Raw genomic sequence first — 22,053 nt, 5'->3', positions numbered from 1 at the left:
CATTAAGGATTGCAGAAGTCGCAATACATAGGATCTTCCAGTTGCTTTTGATGCGGATATTTTTCCTCAGTTTGATAATCACATTTTTTACAAGAATAAATGTAACTCAGCGTACTTCTGGTAGAAAAACCACATAACTCGCAAGGCAAGCCTTTCACGGCTTCAGTAATGTCAAAACCCGGTGTTTGGCAATTGGGGCAGTTGCGTTTGATTTTTTCTACCAGCTTTTTTGCGGTTTTTTCTATCACCCTCATTCTAGTAGGATTGTACATTGCTCGCATATCGGTTTCTACAAAGGCTTTTTCGTATAGTTGTTGAAATTCTTTAAAACTATTGAGCAGTGTAGTTTCATCTGTAATTCCTTTTACCAAATGCGTAGCATCCTGCGCTTCTTTTCTAATAATTAAGCCATGCTGCGGAAAACCTGCTTTGGCAGCAAACTCCAACAAATCTCTTTCTGTTGCCACTTCCGCCCCTGCAAAATTGGTTTCCAAACTTATTTCTCGGGCTATAATTTCCAGCTTATTTTTTTCATCCAACAACACCAGAAACTCTTCGTCTGCCGAAGCAAAAAACACACTGGGATGCGCTCCAAACGAACCTTCGCTGGCAATAACCAAATCGCAGTTTTCCAAACTCATCGCTGCTCTGCATTTTTCTATTACTGTAGTAATTGGATCGTTTTCGCGTGCTACTTCGCCTGTAAATGTTCCTAAAACATCTGTATCAAACTGCTGCGAAACAATACATTTTACCCCAAAAGCTTTTTCAAAAATGGGGGCAATCACCTTTTCTTTTTGATGTTTGGTGGCAATAAGCAGGGTTCTTCCTTCAAACATATTTATTCTTCAATAAAAGAAATATGAATTTCAGATGATAAATGCAGCCTCTTATGATGCTGTTGCGCCCAAGTGAAAATTTCGTTCAGCCGTTGCAATTCTTTTTTTAGCTCCGGAATTCTGGCTACCGCAGTTTCATCATCTTTGCCAAAACGCTCCATACTGCTGAAATTTTTATGCTCGTGAAACCTGATTTTGGTGGTAAAAATATTCTGCAAAATTTCTTTGGCTTCTTCTGTGGTAAAGTTCCCTTCTATAAGGGTCAATTTTTCTAAATTATTCATTGTCTTTATTATTTTGGGGTGAAAATTTTTGGATACAATCTGCTCCGATAACAATAGCCAGCACAACAAACAAGTAGCTGTAAATGGTATTTTCGATGAATATTCCCAGCAACAGCACCACAGTCATTAATACTAATGTTAGGGCAAGACTTAGATTTTTAGTTATCATAAAAATTATTTTAAATGATTTTTATTGTCCCTGCCCCAGAGAATAAGCGGCTTTTTCATCAAAGTTGTACAGATTCTCAGTTTTAATGGTATCCACTTCCTGTTCTAAGGCTTTTTGCAATATTTGAACTATGTGTGCTTTCTGAATTTCCTGATTTTCGGCAGGTTTAAATCTGCATCTCCAATGATCGGTGCAAAACGTTTCTTTAAAACCATCGGGCCACACTTTAATACCTCGGTTGGTAATCATTGTAAGTTGAATGCCTTCTGTTTCAATTTTTTTTATTTTATCTGCCAATTCATTAGGGTCTGTGCCGCTCCAATGCACGAAAACATCTACTCCCGCCAATTCTTTTTTTGCAGAAGGTTTTCTCTGGTATTTTGGAAGATTCATTACCGCATTGTTGGCATAATGCACCGGTTTTAGCTGAGCTGGTTTTTGTCCCAGATTAGCAATTACGGCATCGGCAAACGCTTGGGTTCCTACTTTTTGCTTACTGGTTTCATCGCTGAAAATATCTTGGGTATGAATACCGTCTTCCAGCGTTTTCAGCCAAGCATTGTGTACTTTTTCGGCTACCCCGTTTTGTCCGATATGGTTCAGCATCATTACCGCTCCCTGCAATAAACCCGAAGGGTTGGCAACGTTCTGCCCTGCAATGTTAGGTGCAGAACCGTGAATAGCTTCGAACATAGCACATTCTTCGCCGATATTTGCAGAGCCCGCTAAACCAACAGAACCTGTAATTTGTGCTGCTATATCGCTGATGATGTCTCCGTATAAATTTGGCATCACAATTACATCAAAATCTTCTGGTGTATCTGCCACTTTTGCGGCACCTATATCAACAATCCAGTGTTCATTTTCAATTTCGGGATATTCTTTTGCAATTTCATTGAACACCTGGTGAAACAATCCGTCAGTTTGTTTCATAATATTATCTTTGCTAAAGCAGGTTACCTTTTTGCGGTTTTGCTGTTTTGCATATTCAAAAGCATATCTTACAATTTTTTCGCAACCCGGTCTGCTGATGAGTTTCAAACATTGTATCACCTCATCGGTCTGTTGATGTTCAATTCCTGCATACAGATCTTCTTCGTTTTCTCTCACAATCACCATATCCATTACCGGATGTTTGGTACTTACGAAAGGGTGCAGACTTGTGCAGGGTCTTACGTTGGCGTACAATCCTAAAAATTTTCTGGTGGTTACATTCAGGCTTTTGTATCCTCCGCCTTGAGGAGTGGTGATAGGGGCTTTCAGGAAAATTTTATTTCTTCTGATAATATCCCAGCTTTCGGAAGAAATTCCAGAAGTATTTCCAGACAGATATACTTTCTCGCCAATTTCTATTTCATCAATTTCCAATTGTGCTCCTGCTGCTAAAATTATTTTCAGGGTTGCATCCATAATTTCCGGACCTATACCGTCACCTTTGGCTACTGTAATTCTTTTCATTGTCTAATTTTTTAGATTGTTATTTCTAATGACAAATTTGAGAAATGCAATTCATAAATTTTTATTTATTTTTGTAATGTTTTATATAAATATATTTTATGAATTACACGTTAAATCAATTGCAGATATTCCTAAAAATTGTACAAACAGAGAGCGTTACCAAAGCTTCGGAAGAGTTACACCTCACGCAGCCAGCGGTTTCCATCCAACTAAAAAACTTTCAGGATCAGTTTAATATTCCGCTTACTGAGGTCATTGGCAGAAAAATTTACATTACCGATTTTGGCAAAGAAATAGCCAAAGCAGCCGAAGTAATTATTCAACAGGTACACGCCATTAATTATAAAACGATGGCTTATAAAGGGCAACTTACAGGCAGATTGAAAATTTCTGTAGTATCTACCGGAAAATATGTAATGCCTTATTTTCTAAGCCAATTTATGCAGCAACATCCCGGAATTGAGCTGGAAATGGATGTGACCAACAAACAAAAAGTAATAGAAAGTCTGGAAAATAACGAGGTAGATTTTGCGCTGGTTTCCATATTGCCTAAAAATTTAAGCATTGAAAAATTAGACTTGCTGCAAAACAAACTTTTCTTGGTAGGAAATGCGCAGCGAAACGTGGAAATTCAGGCAAACGTAAAAGATTTTTTTGAAAGTCTGCCTTTAATATTTCGGGAAAAAGGTTCGGGAACCCGACAAACAATGGAAAAATTTATTAACCAAAACCATATTTCTGTACTCAAAAAAATGGAGCTCACCTCCAACGAAGCGGTAAAACAGGCTTTGTTAGCAGGTTTAGGGTTTTCAATAATGCCACTTATAGGAATCAGAAACGAGCTGCGGAATAAAGAGTTACAAATTATCCCAATGAAAGGCTTACCCATTAAAACCAACTGGAGCCTCATCTGGCTTAAAGAGAAAAGACACAGTCCGGTTTCTGAAGCATTTTTAGAATTCCTGCAAAAAGAAAAAGAAACTATTGCCCACGACACATTTAGGTGGTATGAAAAGTATTAATAAATATCTAAATATCAGTATATTAAAAATACAGATTGCTTTTTTGTTAAATTAAACACTTGATAATCAAATAATAAACACAAATATTAATCAAATAACAGCATTAAAAGTGTATTCACTCCAATCTGTTTCTTCATTAAATAATAAAATGATGAGACCGAATAATAAACAAATGAAAAACACTTTTTTACCAGTTATTCCTTTTTTTTTGTATAAATTCGCTAAAAATATCTATTTATGTGTAACGATTTAAATACAAGTTTTAGCAAAATCATCCAAGGTAATAAAGAGTGGGTAGATTTTGTAAAAAACGATACATCAGGGCGTTTTCAGCAATTAGCAAAAGGACAAAACCCGGAAATATTATGGATTGGTTGTGCAGACAGCCGCGTACCTGCCAACGAAATTACAGGTACTAAACCCGGAGAAGTTTTTGTACACAGAAACATTGCCAATGTGTGTGTGCACTCAGACATGAACATGCTTTCGGTATTAGATTATGCGGTAAACGTTTTAAAAGTAAAACATATTATTGTTGCCGGACACTATGGTTGTGGTGGAGTAGCTGCATCATTGAGCAGTTCACAATTCGGAATTATTGACAATTGGCTGCAACATATTAAAGATGTGTATCGTTTAAATGCAACAGAAATAGACAGCATCACGGATTTGCAACAAAAAACCGATCGTTTGGTAGAACTCAACGTGCAGGAACAAGTTACCAATTTGTGCCGAACATCGATTGTTCAAAATGCTTGGAAAAATGGGCAACCATTGGCAGTGCATGGTATGGTGATTAATATTGGTTCGGGCGAATTAATCGATCAAAACTGCACCTATACAAGCAACGATGCTTTAAGCGAAGTGTTTTCGTATAAATAAGAAAAAATCAGGCTAAAAACCTGATTTTTTTTTACTTTAAACCAACCTGCATCAGCTTGGTTACATATTTTCCAATCACATCAAATTCCAGATTTACTTTGGTTCCTACTTTATAGGTTTTAAAAAGTGTGTGTTCCAATGTATAAGGAATGATGGCTACGCTAAACGTATTAATCCCCGAATTCACAACCGTTAAACTGGTTCCATCAATCGTAATGGATCCTTTATCAATTGTTACATGTTTTAATTGTTCGTTGTATTCAAAACTAAAATAGGTACTTCCACCCACTTCTTCTATTTTTGTAAGCACTGCGGTGCCATCAACATGTCCTTGTACAATATGACCATCTAAGCGTGCATTCATAGGCATTCCGCGTTCCAAATTCACCAAATCGCCTTCTTTCCACAAGCCAATCGTGGTAACATCAACAGTTTCTTTAATAGCAGTAACTTTATACACATCCCCAGCAATTTCAACCACCGTTAAACACACACCATTGTGTGCCACACTTTGATCAATTCGCAATTGTGAGGTAAAAACACTTTCTATATAAAGGTGTAGATTGGTTTGGTCGTGCGTTATTTTTTTGATAACTCCAAGAGTTTCAATAATACCAGTAAACATAAGTAGAATAATTTTACTAAATTTGTAACAAAATTAGCAATAATTAGCACAACGCATGTTTAAAAAAGACGAAAATATTATATTAGGTATTTCTATTGGCGATATGAACGGCGTTGGTCCTGAAGTAATCTTAAAAACTTTTGAAGACCAGCGCATGATGGAATTTTGTACGCCGGTTGTTTTTGGAAATGCCAAACTGTTATCTTTCATAAAAAAGGTAGTAAACTGCACCACAAATATTCATGGAATTGACGCATTAGATCAAATCCAAAAAGGAAAATTTAATGTATTGAATGTTTGGAAAGAAGGGGTGAATTTAGATTTTGGAACTTTAGACGATACGGTGGGTCAATATGCCATAAAATCGTTTATCGCAGCAACCGATGCCTTAAAAAACGATGAAATCGATGCTTTGGTAACAGCACCAATCAATAAATACAACATTCAATCGAACGATTTTAAATTTCCGGGGCACACCGATTATTTAAATCAAGAATTAGAAGGCAATGCATTAATGTTCATGGTGAGCGATGCCATTAAAGTGGGGTTAGTAACCGATCATGTTCCTTTGCAAAACGTGTCGCAGCACATCACCTCCGATTTAATCAAGCAAAAAGTACGCACCATTAACCAATCATTGATACAAGATTTTAACGTGATTAAACCACGTATTGCTTTGCTTGGGCTAAACCCGCACAGTGGTGACAACGGCATCATTGGTATGGAAGAGCAAAATTTCATTATACAAACCGTGAAAGAATTGTTTGATGAAAATATTATTGTGTATGGTCCCTATTCTGCCGATGCCTTTTTTGGATCGGAACAACACAAAAATTTTGATGCCGTAGTGGCATGTTACCACGATCAAGGATTAATTCCTTTTAAAACCCTTACCTTTGGAACAGGAGTAAACTATACGGCAGGTTTAAACAAAATTCGCACATCGCCTGATCACGGCACAGCGTATGACATAGCGGGCAAAGGAACTGCCGATTGCACATCGTTTAAAAATGCAGTGTACACCGCTTTAGATATTTACAAAAACAAAAACGAGTATTTGCAAAGCACAGCAAACCCTTTAAAAGTTTCAACTATTTAACAACAAAAAAATAGTGATAACTGTTTGTAATTAAATTATTTTTATATCTTTGCACGCTCAAATAGATGGCTATGATAAATGAAAAAGATTTTTTAATTCAGTTTTCTGGATTAAAACAAGGAACACATCGATTTGAATACACTATTGAAAATGATTTTTTCAATCTATTCAATTACAGTGAATTTAACAGCACTAACCTACAGGTAACTGTAGATTTGCTAAAAAAGCAAACCATGTTAGAGCTCGATTTTTCACACAAAGGCACAGTAAATGTACCTTGCGACGTTACAAACGAAGATTTTGATTTACCTATTGAAGGAAATTTAAAAATTTTAGTGAAATTTGGCGACACATTTAATGATGAAAATGAAGATTTATTAATTTTGCCCCACGGAGAATTTCAGGTAAATGTTGCACAGTATATTTACGAAATGATTGTACTATCGGTTCCGTACAAAAGAGTACATCCCGATATTGCAACAAACGACGAAGAAGAATTAGGCGACGATTTAGATTTTTTAGATAGTGATGATTTAGAAATGATAAACGAAGACGATTTTTCAGAAGACGAAACAAACGAGAGCGAACCCGATGAAAATTCGGACAATAATAAAGAAACAGACCCGCGCTGGGATAAATTAAAAAAACTATTAACGGATAAATAATATTGTAAGATGGCACATCCTAAAAGAAAAACCTCGAAAACAAGAAGAGATAAAAGAAGAACACATTACAAAGCGGTGGCTCCAACAATTGGAACTTGCGCAGTAACTGGTGAAGCACACTTAATGCACAGAGCATACTGGCATGAAGGAAAATTATACTACAGAGGACAAGTTTTAGTAGATAAAACCGAAGCTGTAGCTTAATTTATATTAAAAATAGCAAAAAAAGCTCTCGCAATGCGAGAGCTTTTTAGTTTAAAACCAATGCAAATTACACCCAAAAAAGCTTTTTTTGATTAAAAATGATGCTATTTGCTATTTTTTTTGTAATTTTCACCACTTTTTCAACTTTTTTGAACATTAAGTTAGTCCCTTATGACAAAGATTACAGCAGCCATAACAGCGGTTGGTAAATATGTACCAGAATACGTGTTGTCTAATGAAGTATTAGAAACAATGGTTGATACAAACGACGAATGGATCACATCGCGTACAGGTATCAAAGAACGCCGAATCTTAAAAGATAAAGATAAAGGCACCTCCTTTATGGCAATTAAAGCAGCAGAAAACTTAATTGCAAAAACCGGATTGGATCCTAAAGAAATCGATTTAATTGTAATGGCAACCACCACACCCGATATGCCCGTAGCATCAACCGGTGTGTATGTGGCTACACAAATTGGCGCAGTGAATGCCTTTTCATACGATTTGCAAGCAGCCTGCTCTAGCTTTCTTTATGGTTTATCAACAGCAACAGCCTATGTGGAATCGGGCAGGTATAAAAAAGTGTTATTAATAGGTGCCGATAAAATGTCGTCTATTATTGATTATACCGACCGTGCCACTTGCATTATTTTTGGCGATGGAGCCGGTGCAGTTTTATTAGAACCCAACACAGAAGGTCTTGGTTTACAAGATGAGATATTAAGAAGCGACGGTATTGGTCGTGAATTTTTAAAGATTGAAGCCGGAGGTTCTTTATTACCGCCATCGGAAGAAACCGTAAAAAACAAACAACACTTTGTGCACCAAGACGGAAAAACCGTTTTTAAATATGCCGTTTCTGGCATGGCAGATGTGAGCGAGCAAATCATGCAACGCAACAACCTAACCCACGACGACATTAACTGGTTAGTACCGCACCAAGCAAACAAACGCATTATTGATGCTACCGCACATAGAATGGGTTTAAATGAAGATAAAGTATTGGTGAACATTCACAAATACGGCAACACCACATCGGCAACTTTACCCCTATTATTAGCCGATTTTGAAAACGAACTAAAAGAAGGCGACAACTTAATATTGGCGTCATTTGGCGGCGGATTCACTTGGGGTGCTATTTACCTTAAATGGGCTTACACAAATAATAATTAAACATAAAGAACAACAAATTTAGAATTATATGGATATCAAGGAAATTCAAAATCTAATCAAATTTGTAGCAAAATCAGGAGCTACTGAAGTAAAATTAGAAATGGACGATTTTAAAATCACCATTAAAACAACTACTGAAAACGATACAGCAGACAACGGAAACTATGTACAGCACATTCCGGTTTCTATGCCGCAAATGCAAGCTGCTGCACCCGTAGCAACACCAACGCCTGCTGAAGCACCTGCCGCGCCTGCTGCAGAAGCAACAGATGATTCTAAATACATCACTGTAAAATCACCAATTATTGGAACATTCTACCGCAAACCATCGCCAGACAAACCTGCGTTTGTAGAAGTGGGAGCTTCCATCAAAGCAGGTGACGTATTGTGTGTAATTGAAGCTATGAAGCTTTTTAATGAAATTGAATCAGAAGTATCAGGAAAAATCGTAAAAGTTTTAGTTGACGACTCTTCTCCAGTAGAGTTTGACCAACCATTATTTTTAGTTGATCCAGCTTAATAAACAAGGTTTCAAAAAACACATTGTTTCATTAAAACTAAAAACAAATGTTTAAAAAAATATTAATTGCAAACCGCGGCGAAATCGCTTTGCGTGTGATTAGAACTTGCAAAGAAATGGGTATTAAAACCGTTGCGGTTTATTCCACTGCCGATGCAGACAGTTTACACGTGCGTTTTGCAGACGAAGCAGTATGTATTGGACCTGCCCCAAGTGCGCAATCATACTTAAAAATGTCGAACATTATTGCAGCTGCCGAAATTACCAATGCAGATGCTATTCACCCGGGTTATGGTTTCTTGTCTGAAAATGCAAAATTTTCGGATTTATGCCAAAAACACGGTATCAAATTCATCGGTGCATCGCCCGAAATGATTGATAAAATGGGCGACAAAGCCACTGCAAAAGAAACTATGAAAGCAGCGGGTGTACCAACGGTTCCCGGATCAGACGGTTTGTTAGAGTCTTTAGAACATGCAAAGAAAGTGGCCAAAGAAATTGGCTATCCAGTTATGATGAAGGCTACTGCCGGAGGTGGTGGTAAAGGTATGCGCGAAATTTTTAAAGAAGACGAACTTCAAAAAGCGTGGGAAAGTGCACGCCAAGAAGCAGCGGCAGCTTTTGGAAACGATGGAATGTATATGGAAAAACTAATTGTTGATCCACGCCATATCGAAATTCAAGTAGTGGGTGATTCGTACGGAAAAGCATGTCACTTATCAGAACGCGATTGTTCCATTCAGCGTCGCCACCAAAAATTAACAGAAGAAACACCATCGCCTTTCATGACAGATGAATTGCGTTTAAAAATGGGTGAAGCAGCTGTAAAAGCGGCTGAATACATTAAATATGAAGGTGCGGGAACCATTGAGTTTTTAGTGGATAAAGACCGTAATTTCTATTTTATGGAAATGAACACACGTATTCAGGTAGAGCACCCTATCACCGAGCAGGTAATTGACTATGATTTAATCCGCGAGCAGATTTTGGTGGCTGCCGGAGTGCCTATTTCGGGTAAAGATTATTTACCGCAATTACACTCTATTGAATGCCGTATTAATGCCGAAGATCCATTCAACGATTTTCGTCCGTCACCTGGAAAAATCACCACATTGCACGCTCCAGGAGGGCACGGTGTTCGTTTAGATACGCATGTGTATTCAGGATACACCATTCCACCTAACTACGATTCAATGATTGCGAAGTTGATAACAACAGCGCAAACCCGCGAAGAAGCAATTAGCAAAATGAAACGTGCGTTAGACGAGTTTGTGATTGAAGGTATTAAAACCACTATTCCTTTCCACCGCCAGTTAATGGACAATCCAGACTATATTGCCGGAAACTATACCACAGCGTTTATGGAATCATTTAAAATTCAGAAACCTGTAGAAAACTAATATTACAAAAGCCGAGTGTATGCTCGGCTTTTTTTATTTCTTTTATGTATTTTCCTTTTGTTATAAAAAACAGTCTCTATACGTTTGTAAAGAGGCTGTTGGTTTTATTGCTTATTGCTCGGGCAAGATGCCCGCGCCAGCGTAGGGAATAAACAAGCTGTTGCGTTTGCATTAGCAAACACAGTATTAATGTGATTAATATGTACAGCTTGTTTTTCATTATTTGGTTATTTTAATGCACGGATTGCAAATCCGCGCGATCGGGTACTTTTATAACAGATTTAAAAATCCTACTCTAAAACATACAAAACATTATTAGAATCATGCAGGTATATTTTACCTTGATGAAAAACAGGTTTATCAAATTGTCCGTCATTTTCTAAAGGAAAACTTTGAACAAAATCGATCTCTGATGTTTCTAAATCGATTGCCCCAAACTTTGCCTCTTTACCTCTTCGTGATACAAACCAAAGCTTGTTGTCATAAATAGAGTTGATACTTGGAAGTAAATCATATTCTTTGTTTTCTTTAAACTCTTTTTGGAGAATTATCTCTCCTGTTTTAGGGTTTAATACCTGATAAACATGTCCGTATCCGTACATTAATTTATCTTCTTCATTAAGATTTTTTGCTACAACAAAATTATTTTCATTAGTTACCTCATATTGGTTTTGATACAAAATAGTTCCTGTTTCAATATCCAAACCTGTTACCAATTGATAATGATTGTCTTTATAAGCTATAAAAAACAACACATTGTCAATTACTTGTACAGAACCAACGATTTTGAAGCCTTCGGGTAAGGTGTGTTTCCAAAGAGATTCACTAATATTTTTTAGAGACCAATAGGATATTATATTCTTGATAGTATATGATTTTCCTTCCGTTACAATAACACCGTTTTTAACATATACACTTATGTCTTTATCAAAAGAAATTGTTTCAATTGTTTTTCTACTATTCAAATCATAAATTGCAATATCGTCACTTGATAAATAGAATAATAATATTTTATTTTCATTACTTAAGTTTTGACGTAAATCATTTGAATCTGTATTTATCTCAACAAAATCATCATAATTATCTCTAAATACTTCCAATATACTTTGACGATATCTGTAAACTGTTTGTAAATCATTAAACAGATAATAGTCATCAGATACATGTATTCCTTCTATTTCATCATTTTTGTGTGAAGATTGTGTAAATATTCTTTTATTCACCAATAGAATCTTCTTTACATTTTCTATTTTATGTTTCAGTATCATACTATTTTTTAAAGATTAGGTACTAACTCAAATATCTCATCAAACTGAGATAATATTTCCTGCTTCAGTTTAATAGCATTTGGATTTCTTACTCCAGGTAGTAATTTCTTTGCTAAGTTATCGTCCAACTCAAGGTTCTTAACCCGATAGCGCGGATTTGCAATCCGTGCCTATATCTACCCGATAAACACTACCTCAACTTCCAGATCATTATCTAAATCTGCATAATTACGTGCCGAACTGAAATAATAATCTTCTGCATTTACAACCACTTTCTCTTTTACCGGATTTTGATGAATGTAATTTATCTTCTCTTTTATAAATGAATTAGAATAAACAGATTCTGCATGGTAGCCATCTTGCCAAACTTTGTATTGCTGTGGTCGTTTTAAATGTGCGCAAGCTTCGGTAAAATATTTTAACATCCATTCTCTTCTGCTTTCGGGCTCATTTATTATGGTTTCTATTATTCTTTTACTTGTGTACTTTTTAAAATCTCGCATTATTTCTGCTAATGTTAAGATTCCTGCACTTTTACAAAGCAAATGCAAATGACTGTGCATTAAAACATAAGCATAGATTTCTAAACCTTTATGTTCTTGACAATATCTTAATGCATCTATAATTACATTTTTTTGATTTAGCCGTGTAAAAATATCTACCCAACCTACTGTTGTTATGGTTATAAAATAGGCACTGCTACTATCTGTTGCTTTGTATTTTGTTGACACACTACACTTTTATTTTTTATTTAGCGCACGGATTGCAAATCCGCGCGATCGGAGTAGGCTTTACCCTTATACACTTGGTAAATGTTTTTTTCTTCTGTAATATGACCAATGTCTTTTAATGATGTCCCAATCCCTTTTTCCTGTTCCGCTTTTTTTAGAGCTGCATCTTCATCTTTTATTTTTTCTAAAACCGGGTCTGGGTAATAAGAATCATCACTTATGCGTTCTTTTTTGATGAGTTTGCCTGTATCTGTATTGATGATATAACGCCAACCTCTTTGCCATTGGTCTGGGGCAATGTCATTGAATGCTTGTATAGTCCATAAGCGGGTTTTTTCATTAAATTCATACCATATATTTTCAGCATTTTCTCCTGTACGTAGATTGAGAATTCTTTTTTCCTGTAAAAAAGTGGTTAGTTCTTTTTGTTTATTTAGAAACTCTAAGACTTCATTATAACTAAATTTTCCAAATTTTTTGTCCTCATCTACTTCTTTAGTTAGTATGCCGTTTTCATCATAATACCGCCAAATGCCTATCTTTACATCACTTCTTCCGTTGTATATACCTAAATATTTGCCGTAATATTTTAACTCACAACTTTCTTTATAGTATTCGTAATGCGTGGTATAGAAAGATGGTTGGGAAAGCAGCACATCATAAAACACGACAGAACCATAATAAGGCATAAATTCAGTGCCATCCTCTAAAAGATAACCATGTTTATTTTCTTTAAAATTAGAATAACGGTTACCCCATAAGTTAAAATCAAATTTTTTAAAAAATTCTTTATTTTCCATATTCTCAGTATTTTTTATTAATCCTTTTTGTGCCATGCAACTACTTAGGGTTAAAGTAAGAATTAAAACTATATATCTCATATTATTTGATATTTGTATTTGCCTTTTTCCATTGCCAATACCATAATAGATAACGGTTTTTTGGAGTTCTTTGAATCTTTGCTATTGCCGTTGGGTCTTTCTTTTGGGTATCTGTAAGATTGTAGTAAGCCACCATACCCGATGGCGCGGATTTGCAATCCGTGCCTATATCTACCCCATAAACACTACCTCAATTTCCAGATCATTATCTAAACCAGCATAATTACGTGCCGAACTGAAATAATAATCTTCTGCATTTACAACCACTTTCTCTTTTACCGGATTATTGTAACATTTGAAATATTATCAGTTCCTGCATCCCGATAGCTCGGATTTGCACCTTAAATCAGCGCCATCAGATTATATTTTATTTGTAAATACTAAAGCGAGAGGTAATATAAATGCTATAAACCAAAATAAAGCATTAAATACTCCGTCAATCATTAAAGTTTTATCCATACTCCCAAAAGTATCCTTTGGCTCTCTTTTATATAATTTCACAAAAATGAAATAAAAAATTCTATATATACCCCATTGTAAAAGAGGTATTTTCAATGCTTCTCCACCTTTGACATTTGTATTTTGTAGAATATCCCCTAAAGCAAATAGAACTATACAAGCGAAAAGAAAAATAAATTGATACTTTTTATCAACTAATATTTTTCTGTTAAACAAAAAGATATATAAGATAATTTGCCCACTAAATATTAAAAAGAAATCCATAAAAATAATTTAATCAAAAGAATTATATATGGGATCAAATGTCAAAAGCGCAACCTTCTAACTCGTACCATATACATCCAATACAATTTTTAAAAACTGCTTTATTGCATTTTAAACAATTTCTTACATTATTCTACTCCAAATCTATAAAATTAATAGCAAACACTGATTGTAAAGTTTTACAACAATACCACCTCCATACGTTTGTAAAGAGACTGTTAACCAGATGAGCAAATTTTATTTTTTGTAAAAATAAAATTTAAGGATAATTATTATAGCTGAAATCGGTAGTAAATAGAAAATTATCGTGTAAAAAGCCCATGGACTATTAATAAAACCCTCCACTTCCAAAAAATATAAGAAGAAAGCATAACCAAAAAAGTGAGGAATCATCTGGAAAATAAGATTGACTACACCACGTATTTTTTTTAACTTTGTATTTGTTAACCAAAACCCTAACAACAGTAAGACCATGGGAATCAATAAAGTATAAATATAAAACATAATTTCTCTTTTTTTAATTGGCAATATCGCTATACACTTCATGCTGTAACCCCCCGTTTCCGCGCGAATCCCTTTGCGTGGGTCATAATTTAAAATTTTGAAAAACGAAAAACCGTCTAACAATCCTTTTTCATCTGCATAATCTGGAGCGCTACTATATTTATAATCTTCGGGTCGTTGTTGCCAATTCCCGCTCAAGAACCGCGCCATAGGGCTTACTTTTTAGTATTTAAGGATACTTTTTCAAAAAATAAAATCTTAAGATAATTCATGACACCCGATGGATATTTCATTAATTTAAGTGGTATTGCATTATTTAATTCATCAAAATTTTTATAATGTAACCCCATTATTTTGAAAGCAGTTTTATTTTGAGCATTAACCAAATAAACTGTTTTATAACTTCCTCTTGTCCCTATTTCTGTTAAAAGAACCTTTCCTATATAATCTTCTAAATTTAAAGTTCTTCCGAACGGTTGTAAAATAGAATAGTATTTTAACTTTCCGTCCATAATATTTATAATTTTTATATGTTTAAGAAAATTAAGTAAAAAATAAAAGAGGATGATAAATAACAATAAGATAAACGTTTCGTTCATCTTGAACGTATAGTTTTTTAAACCTCTTAAAATCAAGATACTACCAGGTATAATCAATATAAATGTGAATATTCCCCAAAAAATTGCATCTCCCGAAAACTTGCTTTTTATCATCATATAAATTTTTAAAATAGTGCATTCACCCAGCTTTATGAACCAACATTTTCATCTATCGTATCTGAAATTGTTTTAAATTCACAGTTTTAAAAGGTAATAATTATACGTTTCAATCCATATATCAACAACACCCCTAACCCTGCTGAAATACCTCAAGAAAAAAAAGAAAATAACTTACAATTCACGATACCCTCTATCACTAATACTATTTTGAACTAAAACCATCTGAATATACTTCATATCCCACAATCATTATTTTATCGCCTTTTTTTTCCATTCGTATGGTTTCTTTAGCTTCATGATGTGAATAATCTACTTTATAATACAAAGCATATTGCGATTTAGGTTTTGATCCTTCCAATACAAACGTTTTCCAGTCTTGAAGTTCCTTACTTTGAAATTCGCCTAAACTTTTTATCTTTAAAAACATCTTTTGCAAAGAGTCTGATGGTGTAACATTAAGGAATTTTTCACTAAATAATTGTTCCGCTTCTTCAAACTGAGATTTTTCCATCAAAACATACAATCTTTCAGCAATCACCTCTGCATCCTGTTTATCTGATATTCTATTTGAATATGTTTTATTAAAATTACATCCCGTTAAAATCAACACCGAAATGGAAATAATACCAAATATTAAGGATTTTATCATCTAATTATTTATTTGTGTGAAATAGTTCATATTTGTTTGCTTCATTTTTTCTGTATATTAAAATTTCATTTGAAAATAGTGGTTTATAAATAGAATCGCCTTTAACCAATTTCTTATCGATATGTATCTCCGAAAGAACATTAAAATCAGGTGTATTGTTAAACTTAATGAGGTATCTATTATCTCTTATTTTTTTGGTTTCATTGATTACTCTCATTAAAGTGTTTTGATACATATCTTTATCACGAATATAATAACGAGTAAAGAAGAAAACAAATACAGCTATCAACAAAAACACCAATCGTTGAATATTTATAAGATTTTATTTCATTTTGTTAATCTATTGATGTGATTTTATAGAGATACAAATAGCTTCCGTTACGCTTCCTAAAAACAAAGAAATCTTTACTAAAAATGGGTTTAAAAATAGCATCTCCTTTTACAATTAAGTCTTTGTTTTTAGAAAATTGTGGGTTTTGAATTCCAGACAACATGTTAGTTTCACCAGTATTTTTGAATTGAATATTTATATATGTACTATCTCTTGTATTATATATAACTTTTTCTACAACATCAGTAAATGAACTGTGATACATATCTGTAGTTCTTATTGATTTTACTGCAAGAAACCATAGCATTATAAGCAAAACAATAAATACAAATCTTTCAAAAACTATTTTTCTCATTAGTAAAATTTAAGGTTGTAAGGCATTAACTACTCTAGGTTTTCCATTAAAACCGACACCTAATTCTTGCATGAGACTGCTTTTCCGTCCGAATCCTTTCGTAACAAACTTAATAATATCATTTTCCGTTTCAAAAAAGTTGAATTTTAACTTTTGCTGTTTGCTTTATACAATAAAAAAATCATATAATAATGCGCTATGCCAAAAGTAAAAAATCTTTGCCTTTGCATACCAATTAAAGAAGATTTGTTTAAGTTTTTAAACTGCCTTTTTTTTACTTTTTAATCGATTTTTTTTAAGTAATAACTCGCCTTTGCTGTGCAAAACAATTTCTACCAACTTTTTTAAACACTTATAAGCAATTTCAAATTACAAAAAGCATAAATTACCATTCCTTTAAAATTTTTATTTTTTGATTAAAAATACTTCTCAAAAACTTTGAAAACAGAATAAAAAGTTTATCTTTGACCATTATTAATTTATTTTTTATTATTACAAATGAGAACAGGTACAGTAAAGTTCTTCAATGAATCAAAAGGATTTGGATTTATTACAGACGAAACAACAGGTCAAGACATTTTCGTTCACATCTCTGGACTTAAATCAAGAGAATTAAAAGATGGAGATGTAGTGAACTACGTTGAATCTGACGGAAAAAAAGGAAAAATCGCAACTGACGTTGTTGTTTTATAATATACGTTAGTACAACATATATTTAGTTCCAAAAAAAGAAACACTTGCTTGCGCAAGTGTTTTTTTTATTCGCACAGTTTATTTATAACCATTATAAATTACTACAAAACCGTTAAAATGCTATACAAAGCAAAACAATTGGTTTTTTATACGCTATGAAAAAATTATATTTGAAGTTTGAAAATTTAATGCACCAAACAACATGCAATCAAATCAATTAGATTTAATCCCAATCCTTATGCAGCTTGGGCTGGCAGCGGGTTTTGTTTTTGTTACCATTATAATTTCAGGTTTTTTAGGTCCTAAAAAAGCATCGAAAAATAAAGACGTAAACTTCGAATGTGGTATCGAATCGTTCGGTAATGCCCGCGTTCCTTTCAATGTGCGCTACTTTTTGGTGGCCATTCTCTTTGTTTTGTTCGATGTAGAGGTTATTTTTATGTATCCGTGGGCCGTAAATTTCATGGAATTAGGCTGGGAAGGCTTATATAAAATGGGCATTTTTATGTTCCTATTAATTGTAGGCTTATTATATGAGTTTAAGAAAAAAGGATTAGAGTTTGAATAAATGCAGTAAAAATTATGAGTAATCCATCAAACATAAAACAAGTTGCTCCGCCCGATGGTTTCGCTGGCGAAGGTTTTTTTGCAACAAAATTAAGTGAAGTGGTAGGTTTAGCGCGCGCCAATTCTATGTGGCCGCTGCCTTTTGCAACTTCATGTTGCGGCATTGAATACATGGCTACCATGGCTGCTACCTACGATATTGGCCGATTTGGGTCAGAACGTATGAGTTTCTCTCCTCGCCAAGCCGATATGCTTTTGGTAATGGGAACCATCGCTAAAAAAATGGCGCCTATTTTACGCCAAGTGTACGAACAAATGGCAGAACCTAAATGGGTGATTGCCGTTGGCGCTTGCGCAAGCACCGGTGGGGTTTTTGACACCTATTCAGTTTTGCAGGGTATCGATAAAGTAATTCCTGTTGATGTATATGTGCCAGGTTGCCCACCGCGCCCCGAACAAATTTTAGACGGTATTCTAGAGCTGCAAAACATCGTTAAAAACGAATCGGTTCGCCGTAGAAGCAGCGAGGAATACAAAGATTTATTAAACTCATACAACATTAAATAACATGAGCTTAACAAACGAAATCATTCAGCAAACGCTAAGCCAACAGTTTACCCCTAAGGTAGAAAATTTTCATGTTTTGCACGATATGTTGGCATTTGAAGTTAAAAAAGAAGCATCCTTTGAAGTGATTCAATTCTTAAAAGAAGATGCCTCTATGAACTTTAATTTCTTAACCGATGTTTGCGGAGTGCACTATCCCGATTATGAAGAAGACCGCCAATTTTGTGTAGTATATCATTTACACAATTGGTTCGATAATATACGTGTTCGCGTAAAAGTTTTTTTACCGGCAAAAAATCCCGAAGTGGAAAGCATTGTTTCGTTGTATCCTGCTGCAAACTGGCAAGAACGCGAAACATTTGATTTTTATGGAATTGTATTTAAAAATCATCCACAATTAAAACGCATTTTAAATATGGATGAAATGCAATCTTTCCCTTTAAGAAAAGAATTTCCTTTAGAAGATCAAGGAAGAACCGATAAAGACGACCGTTTCTTTGGTAGAACTGGTCCTAATTGTTAATACGAAAACGATGTCTGATTTATTATTAGTTCCGGAAAAGCGATTTGAAAAACAAATCAAGGAAACCAAAGAAAAAGATGGTGTAGAATTATCTATTTTAAATTTAGGACCCACACACCCTGCAACCCACGGAATTTTTCAGAACATTCTTTTAATGGATGGCGAAAAAATCATCGATGGCGAAGGAACCGTTGGATACATTCACCGTGCCTTTGAAAAAATTGCAGAAAACCGTCCGTTTTATCAAATAAACGTTTTAACAGATCGCTTAAATTACTGTTCATCGCCCATCAACAATACAGGTTGGTGGATGACGGTTGAAAAAATGTTGGGTATCGAAATTCCAAAACGCGTACAATATATGCGTGTAATTATTATGGAATTAGCCCGAATTGCCGATCATATCATTTGTAGTTCGGTAATGGGTGTTGATACCGGCGCTTTGACTGGTTTCTTATACGTGATGCAATACCGCGAAAAGATTTATGAAATCTACGAAGAAATTTGCGGTGCACGCCTAACGACTAACATGGGAAGAATCGGAGGTTTTGAACGTGATTGGAGCGAAACAGCTTGGAGAAAAATCGATGAATTTTTAGCAGAATTCCCAGCGGTTTGGACCGAATTTGAAAACATGCTTACCCGCAACCGAATTTTCATGGATCGTACCATTGGTGCAGGTGCTGTTGATGCCGAAATGGCAATGAGTTACGGCTTTACAGGCCCTAACTTACGTGCTGCTGGTGTTGATTACGACATTCGCGTGGCGAGTCCTTATTGTTCTTACGAAGATTTTGAATTTGATATTCCGGTTGGGCAAAATGGCGATTGCTACGATCGTTTTTGTGTGCGAAATGCCGAAGTTTGGGAAAGTATGAAAATCATCCGTCAGGCGTTAGAAAAAATGCCTGCTGAAGGTGGCTTTCACGCTGATGTTCCCGATTACTATCTTCCTCCAAAAGAAGATGTGTACAACAATATGGAAGCCTTAATTTACCATTTCAAAATTGTTATGGGCGAAATTCCGGTTCCAAATACCGAAGTGTATCATTCAGTGGAAGGCGGAAACGGCGAATTAGGCTTTTACCTGATAACCAACGGAAGCCGTGTACCTTATCGCTTGCACTTCCGCAGACCTTGTTTCATTTATTACCAAGCTTTTAACGAAATTGTGAAAGGGCGCAGCTTGTCTGATGCCATTATTACGCTTTCAAGTATGAACGTTATTGCTGGTGAATTAGATTGTTAGTATATGGAAACTTTAGATAAAAAATACCATCAAGATATAAATATAACTCCGGCGTTAATGGAACGCATCAACGAGTTAAAAAGCCATTATCCCGAAGGAAAACAAAAATCGGCATTGTTGCCCGTATTGCACGAATTGCAAGATGCACACGACAATTGGTTGAGTGTGGAATTGCAAAACAAAGCTGCCGAATTTTTGAATATTACACCTATTGAAGTGTATGAAGTGGTTACTTTTTACACCATGTTCAACCAAAAACCGGTAGGAAAGTATATGTTGGAATTCTGCGTAACATCTTGCTGCGCCATTAATAAAGCCGAAGATGTTATGGATTATACCTGCGAAAAATTAGGCGTAAAACCCGGACAGGTAACAGCAGACGGAATGTTTTCTGTAGTGGGTGTACAATGTTTAGGTGCTTGTGGTTATGCTCCCATGTTGCAATTGGGCGATTTTTACCACGAACATTTAACCAAAGAAAAAGTAGATCAGCTGATTGCCGATTGTAAAGAAGGAAAAATAACCTTACACGATAAATAATACCATGGGACAAAAAATATTATTTGATAAAATCCATATTCCGGGTATCAAAACATACGATGTTTATCGCGAAAATGGGGGCTATGCTTCTGTTGAAAAAGCATTGAAAATGAACCCCGACGATATCACCGAAGAAGTGAAAACTTCTGGTTTGCGTGGTCGCGGTGGTGCAGGTTTCCCTGTGGGTTTAAAGTGGAGCTTTATCGATAAAAAATCGGGAAATCCACGCCATTTGGTTTGTAATGCCGATGAATCGGAACCCGGCACGTTTAAAGACCGCTATTTAATGGAATACATTCCGCATTTATTAATCGAAGGAATGATTACCTCATCGTTTGCCTTAGGAGCAAACCTTTCGTATATCTACATTCGTGGTGAATATATGTGGGTTTTTAAAACCTTGGAACGCGCCATTAAAGAAGCATACGCTGCGGGTTGGTTGGGTAAAAACATCAAAGGATCGGGTTATGATTTAGACCTTCACGTTCATTGTGGTGGTGGCGCTTATATTTGTGGCGAAGAAACCGCTTTAATAGAATCTTTGGAAGGTAAACGTGGGAACCCACGTATCAAACCGCCTTTTCCGGCAGTTAAAGGTCTGTGGCAAAACCCAACAGTTGTAAACAACGTAGAATCAATCGCCTCTGTGCCATGGATTGTACTGAATTCGGGCGAAGATTATGCTAAAATTGGTTTAGGAAGATCTACCGGAACCAAGCTATTCTCTGTTTCGGGTCATGTTAAAAAACCTGGGGTTTATGAAATTGAAATGGGAATTACCGTTGATGAATTCATGAATTCTGATGAATATTGTGGCGGAATGATTGATGATCGTCCGTTGAAAGGATTAATTCCTGGCGGTTCATCGGTGCCGATTCTCCCGCAACATTTAATTTTTAAAACCGCAAACGGTGAAGATCGTTTAATGACGTATGAATCGTTGGCAGACGGCGGTTTTGCGACAGGATCTTCATTAGGTTCAGGCGGATTTATTGTTTATAATGATACGGCTTGTATCGTTCGAAACACATGGAATTTCTCTAGGTTCTATCACCATGAAAGCTGTGGGCAATGTTCACCTTGTCGCGAAGGAACGGGATGGATGGAAAAAATATTGTGGAGAATTGAAAACGGTCAAGGTACAGAAGAAGATATTGATGTATTGTGGAGTGTTCAAGCAAAAATTGAAGGAAACACCATTTGTCCGTTGGGCGATGCGGCTGCTTGGCCAGTTGCTGCTGCCATTCGTCATTTTAGAGAGGAGTTTGAATACCACATTCGTTTCCCAGAAAAAATAAAAAACAGAGATCATTTTGTAAATGAACCTTTTGAAAAAGTAAAACATTTAGTAGCAAAGGAAACCCTATAAATTTAGTTTAATGTTCAATGTGAACTGGTATATGTAAATTAAGC

General features: G+C 35.3%; 29 protein-coding genes. 15 read left to right on the top strand and 14 right to left on the bottom strand.

The genetic code is table 11. The annotated features are described in order from the left end of the window. Nucleotides 1–2: 2 nt before the first annotated feature. Genes NPX36_RS06790 through NPX36_RS06775 form a run of 4 tightly spaced genes read right to left on the bottom strand, consistent with a single transcriptional unit; the run spans nt 3 to nt 2,750 of the window. The gene (locus NPX36_RS06790) at nt 3–839 is read right to left on the bottom strand and encodes a DUF6671 family protein (protein ID WP_257500653.1); all 837 of its coding nucleotides are present in this window, start codon (nt 837–839) and stop codon (nt 3–5) included. Between the two features lie 2 nt (nt 840–841). Next, complete coding sequence (locus tag NPX36_RS06785) at nt 842–1,123, bottom strand: hypothetical protein (protein WP_257500652.1); 282 nt, start codon at nt 1,121–1,123, stop codon at nt 842–844. After that, the gene (locus tag NPX36_RS06780; protein ID WP_257500651.1) at nt 1,116–1,292 is read right to left on the bottom strand and encodes a hypothetical protein; all 177 of its coding nucleotides are present in this window, start codon (nt 1,290–1,292) and stop codon (nt 1,116–1,118) included. Before NPX36_RS06780 ends, NPX36_RS06785 begins: the two co-directional genes overlap by 8 nt. Nucleotides 1,293–1,313: 21 nt before the next feature. Beyond that, a complete protein-coding gene (locus NPX36_RS06775) occupies nt 1,314–2,750 on the bottom strand; it encodes an NADP-dependent isocitrate dehydrogenase (protein ID WP_257500650.1) in 1,437 nt (478 codons plus the stop codon). Between the two features lie 98 nt (nt 2,751–2,848). Here NPX36_RS06775 and NPX36_RS06770 point away from each other — a divergent pair, with 98 nt between their 5' ends. Then, nucleotides 2,849–3,772: a LysR family transcriptional regulator gene (locus tag NPX36_RS06770; RefSeq protein ID WP_257500649.1), complete on the top strand. Its 924-nt coding sequence runs from the start codon at nt 2,849–2,851 to the stop codon at nt 3,770–3,772. Between the two features lie 237 nt (nt 3,773–4,009). Then, complete coding sequence (locus NPX36_RS06765) at nt 4,010–4,654, top strand: carbonic anhydrase (RefSeq protein WP_257500648.1); 645 nt, start codon at nt 4,010–4,012, stop codon at nt 4,652–4,654. A 31-nt stretch (nt 4,655–4,685) separates the two neighbouring features. Here the strand turns inward: NPX36_RS06765 and NPX36_RS06760 are convergent, their stop codons facing one another. Beyond that, nucleotides 4,686–5,279, bottom strand: a complete 594-nt coding sequence (locus NPX36_RS06760; RefSeq protein WP_257500647.1) for a riboflavin synthase — start codon at nt 5,277–5,279, stop codon at nt 4,686–4,688. Nucleotides 5,280–5,334: 55 nt separating this feature from the next. On the opposite strand from NPX36_RS06760, the gene pdxA reads away from it, so the two are divergent. The 6 genes from pdxA to accC all read left to right on the top strand — a co-directional run bounded on the left by pdxA (nt 5,335) and on the right by accC (nt 10,340). Beyond that, the gene (gene pdxA / locus NPX36_RS06755; RefSeq protein WP_257500646.1) at nt 5,335–6,378 is read left to right on the top strand and encodes a 4-hydroxythreonine-4-phosphate dehydrogenase PdxA; all 1,044 of its coding nucleotides are present in this window, start codon (nt 5,335–5,337) and stop codon (nt 6,376–6,378) included. Nucleotides 6,379–6,449: 71 nt separating this feature from the next. Next, on the top strand, nt 6,450–7,043 hold the full coding sequence (locus NPX36_RS06750; protein WP_257500645.1) for a YceD family protein: 594 nt from the start codon (nt 6,450–6,452) through the stop codon (nt 7,041–7,043). A 9-nt stretch (nt 7,044–7,052) separates the two neighbouring features. Beyond that, nucleotides 7,053–7,247 (top strand): 50S ribosomal protein L32, encoded by a 195-nt coding sequence (gene rpmF / locus NPX36_RS06745; RefSeq protein ID WP_091522482.1) that lies wholly within the window; start codon nt 7,053–7,055, stop codon nt 7,245–7,247. Between the two features lie 171 nt (nt 7,248–7,418). Beyond that, nucleotides 7,419–8,420 carry a beta-ketoacyl-ACP synthase III gene (locus tag NPX36_RS06740; RefSeq protein ID WP_257500644.1) on the top strand — a complete coding sequence of 334 codons (1,002 nt, stop codon included), beginning with the start codon at nt 7,419–7,421 and terminating at the stop codon, nt 8,418–8,420. A gap of 28 nt (nt 8,421–8,448) precedes the next feature. Further along, a complete protein-coding gene (accB, locus tag NPX36_RS06735; RefSeq protein WP_257500643.1) occupies nt 8,449–8,940 on the top strand; it encodes an acetyl-CoA carboxylase biotin carboxyl carrier protein in 492 nt (163 codons plus the stop codon). Nucleotides 8,941–8,987: 47 nt separating this feature from the next. Then, the gene (accC, locus tag NPX36_RS06730) at nt 8,988–10,340 is read left to right on the top strand and encodes an acetyl-CoA carboxylase biotin carboxylase subunit (protein ID WP_257500642.1); all 1,353 of its coding nucleotides are present in this window, start codon (nt 8,988–8,990) and stop codon (nt 10,338–10,340) included. Between the two features lie 290 nt (nt 10,341–10,630). On the opposite strand, the gene NPX36_RS06725 is transcribed toward accC, so the two are convergent. The 9 genes from NPX36_RS06725 to NPX36_RS06685 all read right to left on the bottom strand — a co-directional run bounded on the left by NPX36_RS06725 (nt 10,631) and on the right by NPX36_RS06685 (nt 16,501). Further along, nucleotides 10,631–11,608: a PQQ-binding-like beta-propeller repeat protein gene (locus tag NPX36_RS06725; RefSeq protein ID WP_257500641.1), complete on the bottom strand. Its 978-nt coding sequence runs from the start codon at nt 11,606–11,608 to the stop codon at nt 10,631–10,633. Between the two features lie 176 nt (nt 11,609–11,784). Then, a complete protein-coding gene (locus NPX36_RS06720; RefSeq protein ID WP_257500640.1) occupies nt 11,785–12,339 on the bottom strand; it encodes an REP-associated tyrosine transposase in 555 nt (184 codons plus the stop codon). A gap of 20 nt (nt 12,340–12,359) precedes the next feature. Beyond that, nucleotides 12,360–13,139: a hypothetical protein gene (locus tag NPX36_RS06715; RefSeq protein ID WP_257500639.1), complete on the bottom strand. Its 780-nt coding sequence runs from the start codon at nt 13,137–13,139 to the stop codon at nt 12,360–12,362. 441 nt (nt 13,140–13,580) lie between these two features. Continuing rightward, nucleotides 13,581–13,943, bottom strand: a complete 363-nt coding sequence (locus tag NPX36_RS06710; RefSeq protein ID WP_257500638.1) for a hypothetical protein — start codon at nt 13,941–13,943, stop codon at nt 13,581–13,583. A 237-nt stretch (nt 13,944–14,180) separates the two neighbouring features. Next, on the bottom strand, nt 14,181–14,657 hold the full coding sequence (locus NPX36_RS06705; RefSeq protein WP_257500637.1) for a hypothetical protein: 477 nt from the start codon (nt 14,655–14,657) through the stop codon (nt 14,181–14,183). A 5-nt stretch (nt 14,658–14,662) separates the two neighbouring features. Beyond that, a complete protein-coding gene (locus NPX36_RS06700) occupies nt 14,663–14,959 on the bottom strand; it encodes a hypothetical protein (RefSeq protein ID WP_257500636.1) in 297 nt (98 codons plus the stop codon). Between the two features lie 409 nt (nt 14,960–15,368). Then, complete coding sequence (locus NPX36_RS06695) at nt 15,369–15,815, bottom strand: hypothetical protein (RefSeq protein WP_257500635.1); 447 nt, start codon at nt 15,813–15,815, stop codon at nt 15,369–15,371. 4 nt (nt 15,816–15,819) lie between these two features. Next, the gene (locus NPX36_RS06690) at nt 15,820–16,032 is read right to left on the bottom strand and encodes a hypothetical protein (protein ID WP_257500634.1); all 213 of its coding nucleotides are present in this window, start codon (nt 16,030–16,032) and stop codon (nt 15,820–15,822) included. 118 nt (nt 16,033–16,150) lie between these two features. Then, complete coding sequence (locus tag NPX36_RS06685; RefSeq protein ID WP_257500633.1) at nt 16,151–16,501, bottom strand: hypothetical protein; 351 nt, start codon at nt 16,499–16,501, stop codon at nt 16,151–16,153. A gap of 498 nt (nt 16,502–16,999) precedes the next feature. On the opposite strand from NPX36_RS06685, the gene NPX36_RS06680 reads away from it, so the two are divergent. The 7 genes from NPX36_RS06680 (at nt 17,000) to nuoF (ending at nt 22,009) form a co-directional block, all read left to right on the top strand. Beyond that, on the top strand, nt 17,000–17,194 hold the full coding sequence (locus NPX36_RS06680; protein WP_091517786.1) for a cold-shock protein: 195 nt from the start codon (nt 17,000–17,002) through the stop codon (nt 17,192–17,194). Between the two features lie 202 nt (nt 17,195–17,396). Continuing rightward, a complete protein-coding gene (locus NPX36_RS06675) occupies nt 17,397–17,762 on the top strand; it encodes an NADH-quinone oxidoreductase subunit A (protein WP_257500632.1) in 366 nt (121 codons plus the stop codon). A 14-nt stretch (nt 17,763–17,776) separates the two neighbouring features. Then, a complete protein-coding gene (locus NPX36_RS06670) occupies nt 17,777–18,328 on the top strand; it encodes an NADH-quinone oxidoreductase subunit B (protein WP_257500631.1) in 552 nt (183 codons plus the stop codon). 1 nt (nt 18,329) lies between these two features. Beyond that, entirely contained in the window at nt 18,330–18,851 is a 522-nt protein-coding gene (locus tag NPX36_RS06665; protein ID WP_257500630.1) for an NADH-quinone oxidoreductase subunit C, read from the top strand. 10 nt (nt 18,852–18,861) lie between these two features. Beyond that, complete coding sequence (locus tag NPX36_RS06660; RefSeq protein WP_257500629.1) at nt 18,862–20,100, top strand: NADH-quinone oxidoreductase subunit D; 1,239 nt, start codon at nt 18,862–18,864, stop codon at nt 20,098–20,100. Between the two features lie 3 nt (nt 20,101–20,103). Further along, entirely contained in the window at nt 20,104–20,640 is a 537-nt protein-coding gene (locus NPX36_RS06655; RefSeq protein WP_257500628.1) for a complex I 24 kDa subunit family protein, read from the top strand. 4 nt (nt 20,641–20,644) lie between these two features. Then, nucleotides 20,645–22,009, top strand: coding sequence for an NADH-quinone oxidoreductase subunit NuoF (nuoF, locus tag NPX36_RS06650; protein WP_257500627.1), 1,365 nt, complete (start codon nt 20,645–20,647; stop codon nt 22,007–22,009). The last annotated feature ends 44 nt before the right edge of the window (nt 22,010–22,053 follow it).

The sequence above is a fragment of the Paenimyroides aestuarii genome (assembly GCF_024628805.1).
Lineage (GTDB): Bacteria > Bacteroidota > Bacteroidia > Flavobacteriales > Flavobacteriaceae > Flavobacterium > Flavobacterium aestuarii_A.
The sequence above is the reverse complement of the archived record's forward strand: the minus strand, read 5'-3'. Positions and strand labels throughout refer to the sequence as shown.